Origin of the sequence: Streptomyces sp. ATexAB-D23 (genome assembly GCF_000373645.1) — a bacterium.
Lineage (GTDB): Bacteria > Actinomycetota > Actinomycetes > Streptomycetales > Streptomycetaceae > Streptomyces > Streptomyces castrisilvae.
The window spans coordinates 145,631-160,879 of record NZ_KB892057.1 but is presented as its reverse complement, the minus strand read 5'-3'; the positions used below and the strand labels follow the sequence as shown (position 1 = coordinate 160,879).

The window sequence follows — 15,249 nt, the reverse complement described above, 5'->3', positions numbered from 1 at the left end:
ACGGGCAGGCGCCGCGTTCAGTTCCGCACGCCGTTGTACGGGACGTCTGTGTGCCGTGTCAGACCATCAGCGAACGGTCCGTCGGGCGGATCGGGGCCGGCAGTGCGCTGGCTCCGGTCAGGAAGCGGTCCACGCCGCGTGCCGCGGAGCGGCCCTCGGCGATGGCCCACACGATGAGGGACTGGCCGCGGCCCGCGTCTCCGGCGACGAAGACGCCGTCGACGTTGGTGGCGTAGTCCTCGTCACGGGCGACGTTGCCCCGTGCGTCGAGCTCCAGACCGAACTGCTGGACCAGGCCGTTGGCCTGGTCGGTGCCGGTGAAGCCCATCGCGAGCGTGACCAGCTGCGCGGGAATGGTCCGCTCGGTGCCGGGCTTCTGCTCCAGCTTACCGTCCTTGAATTCCACCTCGACGAGGTGGAGGGCCTGGACGTTTCCGTCCTCGTCGCCCTCGAAGTGGGTGGTCGAGACGGAGTAGACCCTCTCGCCGCCCTCCTCGTGCGCGGAGGTGACCTTGTAGAGCATGGGGAAGGTCGGCCAGGGCTGGTTGGCGTTCCGCTCCTCGCCCGGCCGGGGCATGATCTCCAGCTGGGTGACGGACAGGGCGCCCTGGCGGTGCGCGGTGCCGACGCAGTCGGCGCCGGTGTCGCCGCCGCCGATGACGACGACGTGCTTGCCCTCGGCGGTGATCGGGGAGACCGTCAGGTCGCCCTCCCGCACCTTGTTGGCGAGCGGCAGGTACTCCATCGCGAAGTGCACGCCGTTCAGCTCACGGCCCGGGACGGGCAGGTCGCGCGAGACGGTGGCGCCGGCGGCGATGACCACGGCGTCGTAGCGGCGGCGCAGCTTCGCGGCGTCGATGTCCCGGCCGATCTCGGTCTCGGTGCGGAACTTGGTGCCCTCCGCGCGCATCTGCTCGATGCGGCGGTTGATGTGCGACTTCTCCATCTTGAACTCGGGGATGCCGTAGCGCAGGAGGCCCCCGATGCGGTCCGCCCGCTCGTAGACGGCGACCGTGTGGCCGGCCCGGGTCAGCTGCTGGGCGGCGGCGAGTCCGGCCGGGCCGGAGCCGATGACGGCGACGGTCTTGCCGGAGAGGCGCTCGGGCGGCTGCGGGGTGACGTCGCCGTTGCCCCACGCCTTGTCGATGATCGAGACCTCGACGTTCTTGATGGTGACGGCCGGCTGGTTGATGCCGAGCACGCACGCCGACTCGCAGGGGGCCGGGCACAGCCGCCCGGTGAACTCCGGGAAGTTGTTCGTGGCGTGCAGCCGCTCGGACGCGGCGGACCAGTCCTCGCGGTAGGCGTAGTCGTTCCACTCGGGGATGAGGTTTCCGAGCGGGCAGCCGTTGTGGCAGAACGGGATGCCGCAGTCCATGCAGCGGCCGGCCTGCTCGCTGATGATCGGGAGCAGCGAGCCGGGAACGTAGACCTCGTTCCAGTCCTTGACGCGCTCGCCCACCGGGCGGGTCTCGGCGACCTCGCGGCCGGTGGTCAGGAAGCCCTTGGGGTCAGCCATTGGTCGCCGCCTCCATCATCTTCTCGGTGGTCTCCTGCTCGGAGAGACCGGCGAGCTCAGCGGCGTCCTTGGCGGCGAGCACTGCCTTGTAGGTGGACGGGATGATCTTGCTGAAGCGGGAAGCGCCGCCGTTCGAGCTGTCCCACTCGGCGAGGAGCTTCCCGGCGACGGTGGAGCCGGTCTCCTCCTGGTGGCGGCGCACGACGTCGTGCAGCCACTGCTTGTCGGTGCCGGTGAGCTCCTCGACCGCGCCGAGGTTGCCGGCGTTGACGTTGTCGCGGTTCAGGTCGATGACGTAGGCGACGCCGCCGGACATGCCGGCCGCGAAGTTGCGTCCGGTCTCGCCGAGCACCACGGCGTGGCCGCCGGTCATGTACTCGCAGCCGTGGTCGCCCACGCCTTCGGAGACGACGGTGGCGCCGGAGTTGCGGACGCAGAAGCGCTCACCGGTGCGGCCGCGCAGGAACAGCTCGCCGCCGGTCGCACCGTAGGCGATGGTGTTGCCCGCGATGGTGGAGTACTCGGCGAGGTGGTCGGCGCCGCGGTCCGGGCGGACGATGACGCGTCCGCCGGACAGGCCCTTGCCGACGTAGTCGTTGGCGTCGCCCTCCAGGCGCAGGGTGACACCGCTGGGCAGGAAGGCGCCGAAGGACTGGCCGGCGGAGCCGGTGAAGGTGATGTCGATGGTGTCCTCGGGCAGGCCCGCACCGCCGAACTTCTTCGTCACCTCGTGGCCGAGCATGGTGCCGACCGTCCGGTTGATGTTGCGTACGGCGATCTGCGCGCGGACCGGCTGGGCGCTCTCGGGGCTGTCGGCCTTGAGGGCGTCGGCCGCGAGCTTGATCAGCTCGTTGTCGAGGGCCTTGGCCAGTTGGTGGTCCTGCTCGGTGTTCCGGTACCGGACCGCGCTCTCGGGCAGCTCTGGGACGTAGAACAGCGGGGCGAGGTCCAGGCCCTGCGCCTTCCAGTGCGTGACGGCGCGGTCGGTGTCGAGCAGCTCGGCGTGGCCGACGGCCTCCTCGATCGTCCGGAAGCCGAGCTCGGCGAGGAGTTCGCGGACCTCCTGGGCGATGAACTCGAAGAAGTTGACGACGTACTCGGCCTTGCCGGAGAAGCGGTCGCGGAGGACCGGGTTCTGGGTGGCGATACCGACCGGGCAGGTGTCGAGGTGGCAGACGCGCATCATGACGCAGCCGGAGACGACGAGCGGGGCGGTCGCGAAACCGAACTCCTCGGCGCCGAGCAGCGCGGCGATGACGACGTCGCGGCCGGTCTTGAGCTGTCCGTCGGTCTGCACGACGATGCGGTCGCGCAGGCCGTTGAGCAGCAGCGTCTGCTGGGTCTCGGCGAGGCCCAGCTCCCAGGGGCCGCCCGCGTGCTTGAGCGAGGTGAGCGGGGAGGCGCCCGTGCCGCCGTCGTGGCCGGAGATGAGGACGACGTCCGCGTGGGCCTTGGAGACACCGGCCGCGACCGTGCCGACGCCGACCTCGGAGACCAGCTTCACGTGGATACGGGCCGCCGGGTTGGCGTTCTTGAGGTCGTGGATCAGCTGGGCCAGGTCCTCGATGGAGTAGATGTCGTGGTGCGGGGGCGGGGAGATGAGGCCGACGCCCGGGGTGGAGTGCCGGGTCTTGGCGACCCAGGGGTAGACCTTGTGGCCGGGCAGCTGGCCGCCCTCGCCGGGCTTGGCGCCCTGGGCCATCTTGATCTGGATGTCGTCCGCGTTGACCAGGTACTCGCTGGTGACACCGAAGCGGCCGGAGGCGACCTGCTTGATGGACGAGCGGCGGGCCGGGTCGTAGAGGCGGTCGGCGTCCTCGCCGCCCTCGCCGGTGTTGGACTTGCCGCCCAGCTGGTTCATGGCGATGGCGAGGGTCTCGTGCGCCTCGCGGGAGATCGAGCCGTAGGACATGGCGCCCGTGGAGAAGCGCTTGACGATGTCCGCGACGGACTCGACCTCTTCGATGTCGATCGCCTCGCGGTCCGGCTTGAAGCCGAAGAGGCCGCGCAGCGTCATCAGCCGCTCGGACTGCTCGTTCACCCGGTCCGTGTACTTCTTGAAGATGTCGTACCGGCGGTTGCGGGTGGCGTGCTGGAGGCGGAAGACCGTCTCCGGGTCGAACAGGTGCGGCTCGCCCTCGCGGCGCCACTGGTATTCGCCGCCGATCTCCAGCGCGCGGTGCGACGCGGAGATGCCGGAGGCGGGGTAGCCCTTGGTGTGCCGGGCGGCGACCTCCCGGGCGACGACGTCGAGCCCGGCGCCGCCGATCTTGGTGGCGGTGCCGTTGAAGTACCGGTCGACGAAGGCCTGGTCGAGGCCGACGGCCTCGAAGACCTGGGCGCCCCGGTAGGAGGCGACGGTGGAGATGCCCATCTTGGACATGACCTTCAGGACGCCCTTGCCCAGGGCGTGGATGAGGTTGCGGATGGCCTGCTCGGCCTCGATGCCCTCGATGAAGGTGCCGGCGCGGACGAGGTCCTCGACGGACTCCATGGCCAGGTACGGGTTGACGGCGGCGGCGCCGTAGCCGATCAGCAGCGCGACGTGGTGGACCTCGCGGACGTCACCGGCCTCGACCAGCAGGCCCACCTGGGTGCGCTGCTTGGTGCGGATGAGGTGGTGGTGGACGGCGGAGGTGAGCAGCAGCGAGGGGATCGGCGCGTGCTCGGCGTCGGAGTGCCGGTCGGACAGGACGATCAGGCGGGCGCCGTCCTCGATGGAGGCGTCGACCTCGGTGCAGATCTCCTCGATCCGCGCGGCCAGCGCCTCGCCGCCGCCGCCCACCCGGTACAGGCCGGAGAGCGTGGCGGCCTTCATGCCCGGCATGTCGCCGTCGGCGTTGATGTGTATGAGCTTGGCCAGCTCGTCGTTGTCGATCACCGGGAACGGGAGCGCGACGCTGCGGCAGGAGGCGGCGCCCGGCTCCAGGAGGTTGCCCGAGGGGCCCAGCACGGAGCGCAGCGAGGTGACGAGCTCCTCGCGGATGGCGTCCAGCGGCGGGTTGGTGACCTGCGCGAAGAGCTGGGTGAAGTAGTCGAAGAGCAGCCGGGGGCGGGCCGAGAGCGCGGCGATGGGCGAGTCGGTGCCCATGGAGCCGAGCGGTTCGCCGGCGGTGCGGGCCATCGGGGCGAGGATGACGCGCAGTTCTTCCTCGGTGTAGCCGAAGGTCTGCTGGCGGCGGGTGACGGAGGCGTGCGTGTGCACGATGTGCTCCCGCTCGGGGAGGTCCTCCAGCTCGATCTCGCCGGTCTCCAGCCACTCCTGGTAGGGGTGCTCGGCGGCGAGGGACGCCTTGATCTCGTCGTCCTCGATGATGCGGTGCTCGGCGGTGTCCACGAGGAACATCCGGCCGGGCTGGAGGCGGCCCTTGCGGACGACCTTGGCGGGGTCGATGTCCAGGACGCCGACCTCGGAGGAGAGCACGACGAGGCCGTCGTCGGTGACCCAGTAGCGGCCGGGGCGCAGGCCGTTGCGGTCGAGGACCGCGCCGACCTGGACGCCGTCGGTGAAGGTGACGCAGGCCGGGCCGTCCCAGGGCTCCATCATCGCGGAGTGGTACTGGTAGAAGGCGCGCCGTGCGGGGTCCATGGAGTCGTGGTTCTCCCACGCCTCGGGGACCATCATCAGCACCGAGTGCGGCAGCGAGCGGCCGCCGAGGTGGAGCAGCTCCAGGACCTCGTCGAAGGAGGCGGAGTCGGAGGCGTCGGGGGTGCAGACGGGGAAGATCCGGTCGAGGGGCGCGTCACCGAAGAGGCCGGAGGCGAGCTGGGACTCGCGGGCCTTCATCCAGTTGCGGTTGCCCTTGACCGTGTTGATCTCGCCGTTGTGCGCGACGAAGCGGTACGGGTGTGCGAGCGGCCAGCTCGGGAAGGTGTTCGTCGAGAAGCGCGAGTGGACCAGCGCGACGGCGGTGGCGAAGCGGGGGTCGGAGAGGTCCGGGAAGAAAGGTTCCAGCTGCCCGGTGGTGAGCATCCCCTTGTAGACGATCGTGCGGGCGGAGAGCGACGGGAAGTAGACCCCGGCCTCGCGCTCGGCGCGCTTGCGCAGCGCGAAGGCCTTGCGGTCCAGGGCGATGCCGGTGCTCTCGCCGTCCGCCACGAACAGCTGGCGGAACTCGGGCATGGTGGCGCGGGCGCCGTTGCCGAGGATGTCCGGGGTGACCGGGACCTCGCGCCAGCCGAGGACGTTCAGGCCCTCCTCGTCCGCGATCCGTTCCAGGGCGTCGACAGCGGCGACCGAGCCGACGGCGGGCAGGAAGGCGATGCCGACGGCGTAGGCGCCGGCGTCGGGGAGGGCGAAGGGGGCCTCGGCGCGCAGGAAGGCGTCCGGCACCTGGAGGAGGATTCCGGCGCCGTCACCGGAGTCCGGCTCGGATCCGGTGGCTCCGCGGTGTTCGAGGTTGCGCAGGACGGTCAGCGCCTGCTCGACCATCTCGTGGCCGGGCACACCGGTCAGTGTGGCTACGAAGCCCACGCCACAGGCGTCGTGCTCGTTGCGGGGGTCGTACATTCCCTGCGGGGCGGGGCGACCGTCCATGGGCGACCAGGCGTCGGTGCGCATCGGCTCTCCCGTCGTCGTCGTGGCATATGCAGTGCCGAGGGACGACGTTGGCCCTCTGCGAAAGTTGGTGCAGATTACATGATGGGTCGCTTCTCACAAAGCGGATGGATCGTTCCAACATACGGACACCGTCGACGACGGTGGGAGGGTCGCTGTCGGAGGATCGGCGCCCGGGACCCGAGAAACCCAGGCGACGTTGCCTGTGGTGTCTACGGCTCTTGCCCGGTGGGAGAGAAAACGAAACCGCCGGGTAATGGCTACTTATGTGTAGCCCTGCATAGAGACTCATTTTATGACGCGTGAGGCCGTCACGCCCAGTGGCGCGGACCAAGACGTACGTCACACGGATGGCGCGTGGATCACGACCTCACTCGCTGTCGTGAGTGAGGTCGTTACGGGCCGATTGCGTGAACGCGAGGCGGTCTCAGCCTCCGACGGCCACACCGAACAGCGCGCCGAGCCCGTAGGTGATCGCGGCGGCCGCGCCACCGAGCGTCAGCTGCCGCAGCCCGCTGAACCACCAGCAGCGGGCCGTGACCCGGGCCACCACGGCGCCGCAGCCGAACAGCCCGATCAGGGCGAGCAGCACGGCCGGCCACAGGGTGTCCGCGCCCAGCAGGTAGGGCAGGACCGGCAGCAGCGCGCCCAGCGCGAAGGCGCCGAACGAGGACACGGCCGCCACCAGCGGGGAGGGCAGGTCGCCGGGGTCGATGCCCAGCTCCTCGCGGGCGTGTATTTCGAGGGCCTGCTCGGGGTCGCGCGAGAGCTGCCGGGCGACCTCGCGGGCCAGCACCGGCTCGACACCCCGGGACACGTAGAGCTCGGCCAGCTCCCGCTCCTCGTCCACCGGGTGCCTGCGCAGCTCGCGCCGTTCGACGTCCAGCTCCGCCTCGACCAGCTCGCGCTGGGAGGCCACGGAGGTGTATTCGCCGGCCGCCATGGAGAAGGCGCCCGCGGCCAGACCGGCCAGGCCCGTGATCACGATGGTGCGGTGCGAGACGGCGCCGCCCGCGACACCGGTCATCAGGGCCAGGTTCGAGACGAGCCCGTCCATCGCGCCGAAGACCGCGGGGCGCAGCCAGCCGCCGTTGACGTCACGGTGGGTGTGGTTGTCCCGGTGCGCCTCGTGCAGTACGGCGTCGGTCTCGATGATGGCCACAGCTGTCCCTCTCCCCTTCTCCGGGAACGGCGTTCACCCGCTCCGCCCCCGCTCGACACCATCGAAAGTACGCACGAAAAAGGGCCCCCGCCAGCAAGGAAGGCCGTACTTACCACCCTGAGTAACCGGATAGGTACGGCTTGCCTTGCTGTCCGGAAGGTTTCATCCGACTGGGCTTTTTGTACGGATAACCGGCCTTCGCTCCGGCTCCGCGTGGAACGGATCCCACAGAGACGAGAACTGGCTCGGTACGAGCGAAGGGTCGACGCGATGGAGACGGTCGCAGGAAATCCGGCGGCGCCGCGGGCGGGCGGCACACAGACGGCCCGGCTCCCGGCCGGCCCGGACCGGGGCACACCGGGTGACCGGGCCAGGGGCGCGCTGCTCGGCCTCGCGGTCGGCGACGCGCTCGGCGCCCCGGCGGAGAACATGCGGCCCTCCGAGATCCGCCGCCGCTGGGGCCGGATCGAGGGCTTCGTCAGCGACGACCCGGCCGGCACCGACGACACCGAGTACGCGATCTTCTCCGGGCTGCTGCTGGCCCGGCACGGTTCGGCGCTGACCGTCACCGATGTGGAGCGGGCCTGGCGGCTGTGGATCGCGGACCTGGACGAGGGGCCGTTCCGGGGCGCGGGCTTCAGCGAGCGCGGCACGCTGGAGAACCTGCGCCGTGGCCTCGCCGCCCCGATCTCCGCCCAGCACCGGCACGCCTGGAGCGACGGCCTGGCGATGCGGGCCGCGCCCTTCGGCGTCTTCGCGGCCGGGCACCCCGCCGAGGCGGCCCGGCTGGTCGCGGTCGACGGCCGGGTCAGCCACGAGGGCGAGGGCATCTACGGTGGCCAGGCCGTCGCCGCCGGGGTGGCGGCCGCGATGACCGGGGCCGGTGTCACCTCCGTGATCGCCGCCGCGCTCTCCGTCGTCCCCATGGACTCCTGGACGGCCCGCTCGCTGCGCCGCGCGGTGACGGCCGCGCAGCGCCCCTACCCCGACCGGCTCACCGGGGAACGCGCGCTGCGCTCGGCCGTCGTGGTCGGCGGCTACCCGTGGACGGACCTGGCGCCGGAGGCGGTGGGCCTGGCCTTCGGCGCGTTCGCGGCGGCGCGCGGCGACTTCCGTACGGCGGTGCTGACGGCGGTCAACATGGGCCGGGACGCCGATACGACGGCCGCGGTGGCGGGTGCGCTGGCCGGGGCGCTGACCGGGGCTTCGGCCGTCCCGCGCGTCTGGGCGGACGCGATCGGCCCGGTGCGCGGGAGCTGCCTGCCCTCGATGCGCGGGTACCACGTCCTGGACATCGCGGACCTGCTCGCGCCGGACGGGGCGGCGAGAGCCGGCGGCGGCGAGGCCCCGCGCGGGCCGGACGCCGGGGCGGTGCGGCGGTGAGCGGGGTGCGGCGGGCCCGGATCGAGGGGCTGCTGATCGGGCTGGCGGCCGGCGACGCGGCGGGGTGGCCGGCCGCGCGCCACCGGGCGGCCCGGATGCCGGAGTGGACCCGGCGCCTGACCCGCGAGCTGGACACCTTCGCCGAGCAGAACGCGACGACCACACTGCCCGTCCCCATCGCGCTCAACCAGCCCCCGGAGCCGCTGCGGCTCGGCCCGTCCGACGACGCCGAGTGGGCGGCCTTCGCGGCGGGCACCGTGCTCGCCGCGGCCACCGGTCCCCGGGACGGCCTCTCCCCCGGCCGCCGGATGCGGGCCGCCGTGGACAGCGCCTGGAACGCGCTGGCCGCCGAGGTCGCCGCTGCCGCCGCCCGTGCGCCCGAGGTCGAGTCGGCGGTGCTGCCGCTGCGCGCCCGGATCTCGGTGCGGGCCGGGCTCGGCAACCTCGCCGCCGGGCTCCGCCCGCCCGCCACCGGCCACGACAACCCGCACTACTTCGACGACGCGGCGTGCGTACGGGCGGCCGTGCTCGCCGTCGTCCACCCCGGCGACCCGGTCGCGGCGGCGGCCCTCGCGGAGTTCGACGCCCGCTACACGCAGGACGGCGACGGGGTGCACGGGGCACGGGCCATGGCCGCCGCGAGCGCCGAGGCGCTGGGCGGGGCGGACGTCGACACGGCGGTGAACGCCGCGCTCGACCAGCTCCCCGAAGGCACCGAGATCGCGCGCAACGCCGCCCACGCGGTCCGGATCGCCCGGGAGTTCGCGGGGGAGCGGGCCGGGGCGTTCGCCCTGGTACCCGTGCTGGAGCATCAGATCGTGGACCACGTCTACAGCTACGGGATCGCCGCCGCCGAGACCGTCCCGGTCGCCCTCGCCCTGACCACCGCGGCCCGGGGCGACCTCGCGCAGGCGGTGCCCGCGGCGGCCTGCCTGTCCAGGGTGGCGGATTCGGCGCCCGCCCTGGCCGGGGCGCTGACCGGGGCGCTGGGGTCGCTCGGCTCCGTGCCCGACGGCTGGCGCGAGGCGTGCCGGACGCTGGCCGGGTGTGCGCTGCCCCGGTTCGCGGGCACGGATCTGATCGAACTCGCCGGGCTGCTGGCAGCCACGGAACCGGCACCCGGAGGTGGACAATTCGGGCATGACATCCACAGTGCCCCTGGCGCCCCCGACGTCCGCGTCCCCCACGACACCCACGGCGCCCACGGCGCCCACGCTCGATGACCGGATCGCGGGCGCCCTGGTCGGCGCCGCGGTCGGCGACGCGCTCGGCGGCCCGGTCGAGGGCCGCCCCCCGGAGCAGATCGTGGCGCGCCACGGCGGCCGGATCACCGGCGTCGTCGGCCCGTGGGACGGCGACGACTGGCGCACCGCCCGCCCGATCGCCCCGTACCACAAGGGCGACGGGCACGTCACCGACGACACCTTGATGACCCATGCGCTGGTGCGGGTGTACGGGAAGGTGCGCGGCCATCTCGACGCGTACGCGGTGGCCGACCACCTCGTGCCGGAACTGATCGGCGAAACGCGCTGGATTCCGGAGCTGGAGGCCGAGGCGCTGCCGCTCCAGCGGGTCTTCCTCGCCGAGAAGTGGATCGTGGCCCGGCTGCACTACGGGCACGTCGACCCGCGCGAGGCGGGCTGCGGAAACATCGTCAACTGCGGGGCGGCGATGTACATGGCGCCGGTCGGGCTGGTGAACGCCGCCCAGCCGCACGCCGCGTACGCCGAGGCGCTCGATGTGGCGGGCGCCCATCAGTCCAGTTACGGCAGGGAGGCGGCGGGCGTCTTCGCGGCGGCCGTCGCCGCGGCCTGTGCCCCCCGGGCGACGCCCGCCTCGGTCGTGGAGACCTGTCTGTCGCTGGCCAAGGACGGCACCCGGGCCGCGATCGAGGCCGTCTGCGAAACCGCCGCCCGCCACCAGGACTTCGAGGCCGCGCTCGCCCCGCTGCGTGAGGCCGTCGCCCCCTTCGACACCGTCGGCCCCGACTACCGCGCGCCCTCGCTCGGCGCCCGCCGCCCCTCACGGCTGCACGCCATCGAGGAACTCCCCATCGCGCTCGGCATGCTGCTCGTCGCGGGCGGGGACTACCGGCGGGCGGTGCTCGGTTCGGTCAACTACGGGCGCGACTGCGACTCGATCGCCACCATGAGCGGCGCGCTCGCGGGCGCCCTGCACGGCGAGCGGGCCGTCCCCGCCGACTGGGCGACGACGGTGGCCGAGGCCAGCCGCCTCGATCTGCGTGCCCCGGCCCGGACCCTGGCGGAGGTGGCCCGCGAGGTGTTCGCGCAGGACACCGCCCGCCGCCGGGCCCACGAGGCCGCCTTCGCCACCCTGGCGGGCACCCCGTGACCACGGCGGTGCGCGTGACCTGGGTGCAGCCCGAGGACCTGGTGGGCCACGAGCTGCGACAGGCCGCCGAGGACGGGCGCGACGCGCGCGACATCGCACGCCGGTGGTACGAGGCCGGCGGCTCCCCCGCCCCGGAGCGCGCGGGCGCCTCCGCCCCGGGCGCCCCGCCCGGACTGCGCGCGGTCGCGGAACGGCTGCTGGACGAACTCGCCCAGCTGGAATCCCCGCTGGCGGACGACGAACCGACCGGCCTGGAGGCGATCCGGGCCGCCTGCCCGCAGTGGCCGCACCCCCGGACCTGGCAGGCGGCGGCCGGCCGGGAACGGCTGCACGCGGCCTGGCTGGGGCGCGCGGCCGGCTGCCTGCTGGGCAAACCCGTCGAGAAGCTGCCGCTCGAAGGCATCCGCGCCCTGGCCCGCGCCACCGGGAACTGGCCGCTGGACACCTGGTTCACCGCCCGGGGCCTGCCCGCGTCGCTGGCGGCCACCTACCCGTGGAACCGGCGCTCCGCCACCACCTCGCTGGCCGAGAACATCGACGGGATGCCCGAGGACGACGACCTCAACCACCCGCTGCTCACCCTGCTGCTGCTCCAGCGGCACGGCCGGTCGTTCACCACCGCCGACCTGGCCCGGCTGTGGCTGGACGAGCTTCCGGCGGGGCGTACGTTCACCGCCGAGCGGATCGCGTACCGCAATCTGCTGGACGGGGTGGAGCCGCCGGACACCGCCCGCCACCGCAACCCGTTCCGGGAGTGGATCGGCGCCCGGATCCGCGCCGACATGCACGGCTGGACCCGGCCGGGCGACCCGGCGGGTGCGGCGGAGCAGGCGTACCGCGACGCGGTCCTGACCCACACCGGGAACGGCGTCTACGGGGCGATGTTCACGGCGGCGGCCCTGGCCGAGGCGGCCGCGGGCGAGACCGATGTGCACGGCTGCCTGGCCACCGGGCTGCGGGTGGTGCCGCCGCGCTCGCGGTACGCCCGCGCGGTGCGGGACGGCATCGCGGCGGCCCGCGCGGAACATGATTTCGATACGGTCGTCGACCGGCTGCACGCGGTGTACGGCAGGTATCACTGGGTGCATGTGCTGCCCAACGCGGCCCTGCTCGCCGCCGCCCTCACCCATGCCGACGGCGACTTCACCGGTTCCGTCTGCAAGGCCGTCTCCGGCGGCTGGGACACCGATTCCAACGGCGCGACCGCCGGTTCGCTCGCCGGACTGCTCGCCGGGCGGCCCGACGCGCTGCCGGACCGGTGGACCACCCCGCTGAAGAACCGGCTCGCCACGTCCGTCCCCGGATTCGACTCGGCCGGCTTCGACACCCTGGCCGACCTGACCCACCGGCTCACCCACGAGGAGGCACTCCGCCCATGACCAGAGTCGCGGTGCTCGGCAGCACCAATATGGATCTTGTGGCCTACGTCGACCGGGCCCCGGAGCGCGGGCAGACCGTCACCGGCCGGGAGTTCCGCACCATCCCCGGCGGCAAGGGCGCCAACCAGGCCGTCGCCGCGGCCCGCGCGGGCGGCGACGTGCTGATGATCGGCGCGGTCGGCGACGACGAGTACGGCGTACGGATGCGGGAGAGCCTGGAGCACTCCTGCGTCGACACCGATCTCCTGCACACCGCCGAGGGCCCCAGCGGCACCGCGCACATCGTGGTCGACGCCCAGGGCTCCAACGCGATCGTGGTCGTCCCCGGCGCCAACGGCACCGTCACCTCGCTCGGCCCCGGTGAGATCGCCGCCATCGCCGAGGCCGATCTGCTGCTGCTCCAGCTGGAACTGCCGCTGTCGGCGGTGATCGAGGGCGCCAGGGCCGGTCACGCCCAGGGCGTACGGACCCTGCTCACCCCCTCCCCCGTGCGGAAACTGCCCTCCGAACTCCTCGACCACGTCGATCTGCTGATCCCCAACGAGCACGAGGCGGCCGAGCTGTCCGGCTACGAGGAGCCGCACGCGGCGGCGGAGATCCTGCTCGCCCAGGTCCCGGCGGTGCTCATCACGCTCGGTGCGAAGGGCTGCCTGTACGCGGCCCGGGGCAGCCGCACGATCCACTTCCCGGCCCCGGAGGTCATCGCCGTCGACACCACGGGCGCCGGGGACACCTTCGTCGGCACGCTCGCCGTGGCGCTCGGCGAGGGCCGCCCGGTGCCGCAGGCCATCGCCTGGGCCTCGGCGGCCGCCGCGCTCTGCGTGCAGAAACCGGGCGCCTCGGTCTCCATGCCGTACCGCAGCGAAATCGACGCCGCGTGAGCGCGCCGGGAGCGGCGCCGCTGACCGGGCTGCGCGTCGTCGATCTCGCCACGCTGTTCGCGGGCCCGCTCTGCGCCACGATGCTCGGCGACTTCGGCGCCGAGGTGATCAAGGTCGAGCACCCCACCCGTCCCGACCCCTCCCGGGGCCACGGGCCCGCGAAGGACGGCATCGGCCTGTGGTGGAAGCTGCTCGGCCGCAACAAGCGGAACCTGACGCTGGACCTGTCCTGCCCGGACGGCCGCGATCTGCTGCTGCGGCTGGCCGGGAGCACCGATGTGATCATCGAGAACTTCCGGCCGGGCACGCTGGAGCGCTGGGGCCTCGGCCCGGAGGAACTGCACGCCGTCAACCCACGGCTGGTGCTGGTCCGTGTCACGGGCTTCGGCCAGTTCGGCCCGTACGCCCACCGGCCCGGCTTCGGGACCCTCGCCGAGGCGATGAGCGGCTTCGCGGCGATCACCGGGGAGCCGGACGGGCCGCCGACGCTGCCGCCGTTCGGGCTGGCCGATTCGATCGCGGCGCTCGCCACGGCGTACGCGGTGATGGCGGCGCTGGCCGGCCGCGACCGTACCGGCGAGGGGCAGGTCGTCGACATGGCGATCATCGAGCCGATCCTGACCGTGCTCGGCCCGCAGCCGCTCTGGTACGACCAGCTCGGTTACGTACAGCCGCGCACCGGCAACCGCTCGCGCAACAACGCCCCCCGCAACACCTACCGCACCTCGGACGGCCAGTGGGTGGCCGTCTCCACCTCCGCGCAGTCCGTCGCGGAACGCGTGATGCGGCTGGTCGGCCGGGCGGACCTGATCGACGAGCCGTGGTTCGCCTCCGGCACCACCCGTGCGGAGCACAGCGACGAGCTGGACGACGCCGTCGGCCACTGGGTCGCCCGGCACACCCGGGACGAGGCCCTGTCCGCGTTCGAGAAGGCGGAGGCCGCCATCGCGCCCGTCCACGACATCCGGGACGTGATGGAGGACCCGCAGTACCGCGCCCTGGACTCCGTCACCGAGGTGGACGACCCGGAGCTGGGTCCGCTGCGGATGCAGAACGTCCTCTTCCGGCTCTCCCGGACGCCGGGGGCGATCCGCTGGACGGGCCGCCCGCACGGGGCCGACACCGAGGAGATCCTCACCGAGCTGGGGCTGAGCGGCCCGGAGATCTCGGCGCTGCGGTCGGAGCGGGTGCTGTGAGCGCGGCGGCCCCGCTCACCCTGCTGTACGTGCCCGGGGACCGTCCGGACGTGATCCGCAAGGCGGCCGTCTCGGGGGCGGACGTGGTGATCGTGGACCTGGAGGACGCGGTCGCCCCCGACCGCAAGGAGTACGCGCGCTCGGCGACGGTGGAACTCCTCTCCGACCCGCCCTCCGCCACGGCGGCGCCGGTCCATGTCCGGGTCAACGACGAGGCGGACGTGCTGGCCCTGGCGGGGCTGCCGGGGCTCGGCGGGCTGCGGCTGCCGAAGATCACCCACGCCGCGTCCGTCCACCACATCGCGGCGCTGGCCCCCGGGGTCGCCCTCTGCCCGCTGCTGGAGTCCGCCCTCGGCATCGAGCACGCCTACTCGGTGGCCTCCGCCCACCCCCAGGTCCACGCCATCGCCCTGGGCGAGGCGGACCTGAGGGCCGATCTGGGCGTACGGGAGGACGCGGGGCTCGACTGGTCGCGCAGCCGGGTGGTGGTCGCCGCCCGTGCGGCCGGCCTGGCACCGCCGGCCCAGTCGGTCTTCCCGGACATCCGGGACCTGGACGGCCTGTGGTCCTCGTGCGCCCACGGCCGGGCGCTGGGCTTCCTAGGCCGGGCGGCGATCCACCCCCGGCAGCTCCCCGTGATCGAACGGGCGTTCCGGCCGACCCCGCAGGAGGTCGAAGCGGCCTGGCACGTCGTGGAGGCGGCCCGCGACCAGGCAGGAGCCCAGGCCCTCCCGGACGGGCGCTTCGTGGACGCGGCGGTGGTCGCGCAAGCGCAGCGCACGCTCGCCCTGGCCGAGCGCGAGCGGTGACCCGGCGCCC

General features: G+C 73.2%; 10 protein-coding genes. 7 read left to right on the top strand and 3 right to left on the bottom strand.

From position 1 onward, the window contains the following. Positions 1-58: 58 nt before the first annotated feature. The 3 genes from B082_RS0130500 to B082_RS0130490 all read right to left on the bottom strand — a co-directional run bounded on the left by B082_RS0130500 (position 59) and on the right by B082_RS0130490 (position 7,239). A complete protein-coding gene (locus B082_RS0130500) occupies positions 59-1,519 on the bottom strand; it encodes a glutamate synthase subunit beta (protein ID WP_018555588.1) in 1,461 nt (486 codons plus the stop codon). Beyond that, positions 1,512-6,080 (bottom strand): glutamate synthase large subunit, encoded by a 4,569-nt coding sequence (gene gltB / locus B082_RS0130495; RefSeq protein WP_018555587.1) that lies wholly within the window; start codon positions 6,078-6,080, stop codon positions 1,512-1,514. The genes B082_RS0130500 and gltB overlap by 8 nt, the downstream gene beginning before the upstream one ends. Before the next feature lie 424 nt (positions 6,081-6,504). Beyond that, positions 6,505-7,239 (bottom strand): VIT1/CCC1 transporter family protein, encoded by a 735-nt coding sequence (locus tag B082_RS0130490; protein ID WP_018555586.1) that lies wholly within the window; start codon positions 7,237-7,239, stop codon positions 6,505-6,507. 270 nt (positions 7,240-7,509) lie between these two features. On the opposite strand from B082_RS0130490, the gene B082_RS0130485 reads away from it, so the two are divergent. From B082_RS0130485 to B082_RS0130455, 7 genes are read left to right on the top strand one after another with little or no spacing between them, the layout of a single operon-like run. After that, positions 7,510-8,622: an ADP-ribosylglycohydrolase family protein gene (locus B082_RS0130485; protein WP_018555585.1), complete on the top strand. Its 1,113-nt coding sequence runs from the start codon at positions 7,510-7,512 to the stop codon at positions 8,620-8,622. After that, positions 8,619-9,845, top strand: a complete 1,227-nt coding sequence (locus B082_RS0130480; protein WP_026250352.1) for an ADP-ribosylglycohydrolase family protein — start codon at positions 8,619-8,621, stop codon at positions 9,843-9,845. The genes B082_RS0130485 and B082_RS0130480 overlap by 4 nt, the downstream gene beginning before the upstream one ends. Continuing rightward, the gene (locus B082_RS0130475) at positions 9,763-10,974 is read left to right on the top strand and encodes an ADP-ribosylglycohydrolase family protein (protein ID WP_037711245.1); all 1,212 of its coding nucleotides are present in this window, start codon (positions 9,763-9,765) and stop codon (positions 10,972-10,974) included. The genes B082_RS0130480 and B082_RS0130475 overlap by 83 nt, the downstream gene beginning before the upstream one ends. Next, positions 10,971-12,353, top strand: a complete 1,383-nt coding sequence (locus B082_RS0130470) for an ADP-ribosylglycohydrolase family protein (RefSeq protein WP_018555582.1) — start codon at positions 10,971-10,973, stop codon at positions 12,351-12,353. Before B082_RS0130475 ends, B082_RS0130470 begins: the two co-directional genes overlap by 4 nt. Continuing rightward, complete coding sequence (gene rbsK / locus B082_RS0130465; protein WP_018555581.1) at positions 12,350-13,234, top strand: ribokinase; 885 nt, start codon at positions 12,350-12,352, stop codon at positions 13,232-13,234. The genes B082_RS0130470 and rbsK overlap by 4 nt, the downstream gene beginning before the upstream one ends. After that, on the top strand, positions 13,231-14,430 hold the full coding sequence (locus B082_RS0130460; protein ID WP_018555580.1) for a CaiB/BaiF CoA transferase family protein: 1,200 nt from the start codon (positions 13,231-13,233) through the stop codon (positions 14,428-14,430). The genes rbsK and B082_RS0130460 overlap by 4 nt, the downstream gene beginning before the upstream one ends. After that, a complete protein-coding gene (locus tag B082_RS0130455) occupies positions 14,427-15,239 on the top strand; it encodes an HpcH/HpaI aldolase/citrate lyase family protein (RefSeq protein ID WP_018555579.1) in 813 nt (270 codons plus the stop codon). Before B082_RS0130460 ends, B082_RS0130455 begins: the two co-directional genes overlap by 4 nt. The last annotated feature ends 10 nt before the right edge of the window (positions 15,240-15,249 follow it).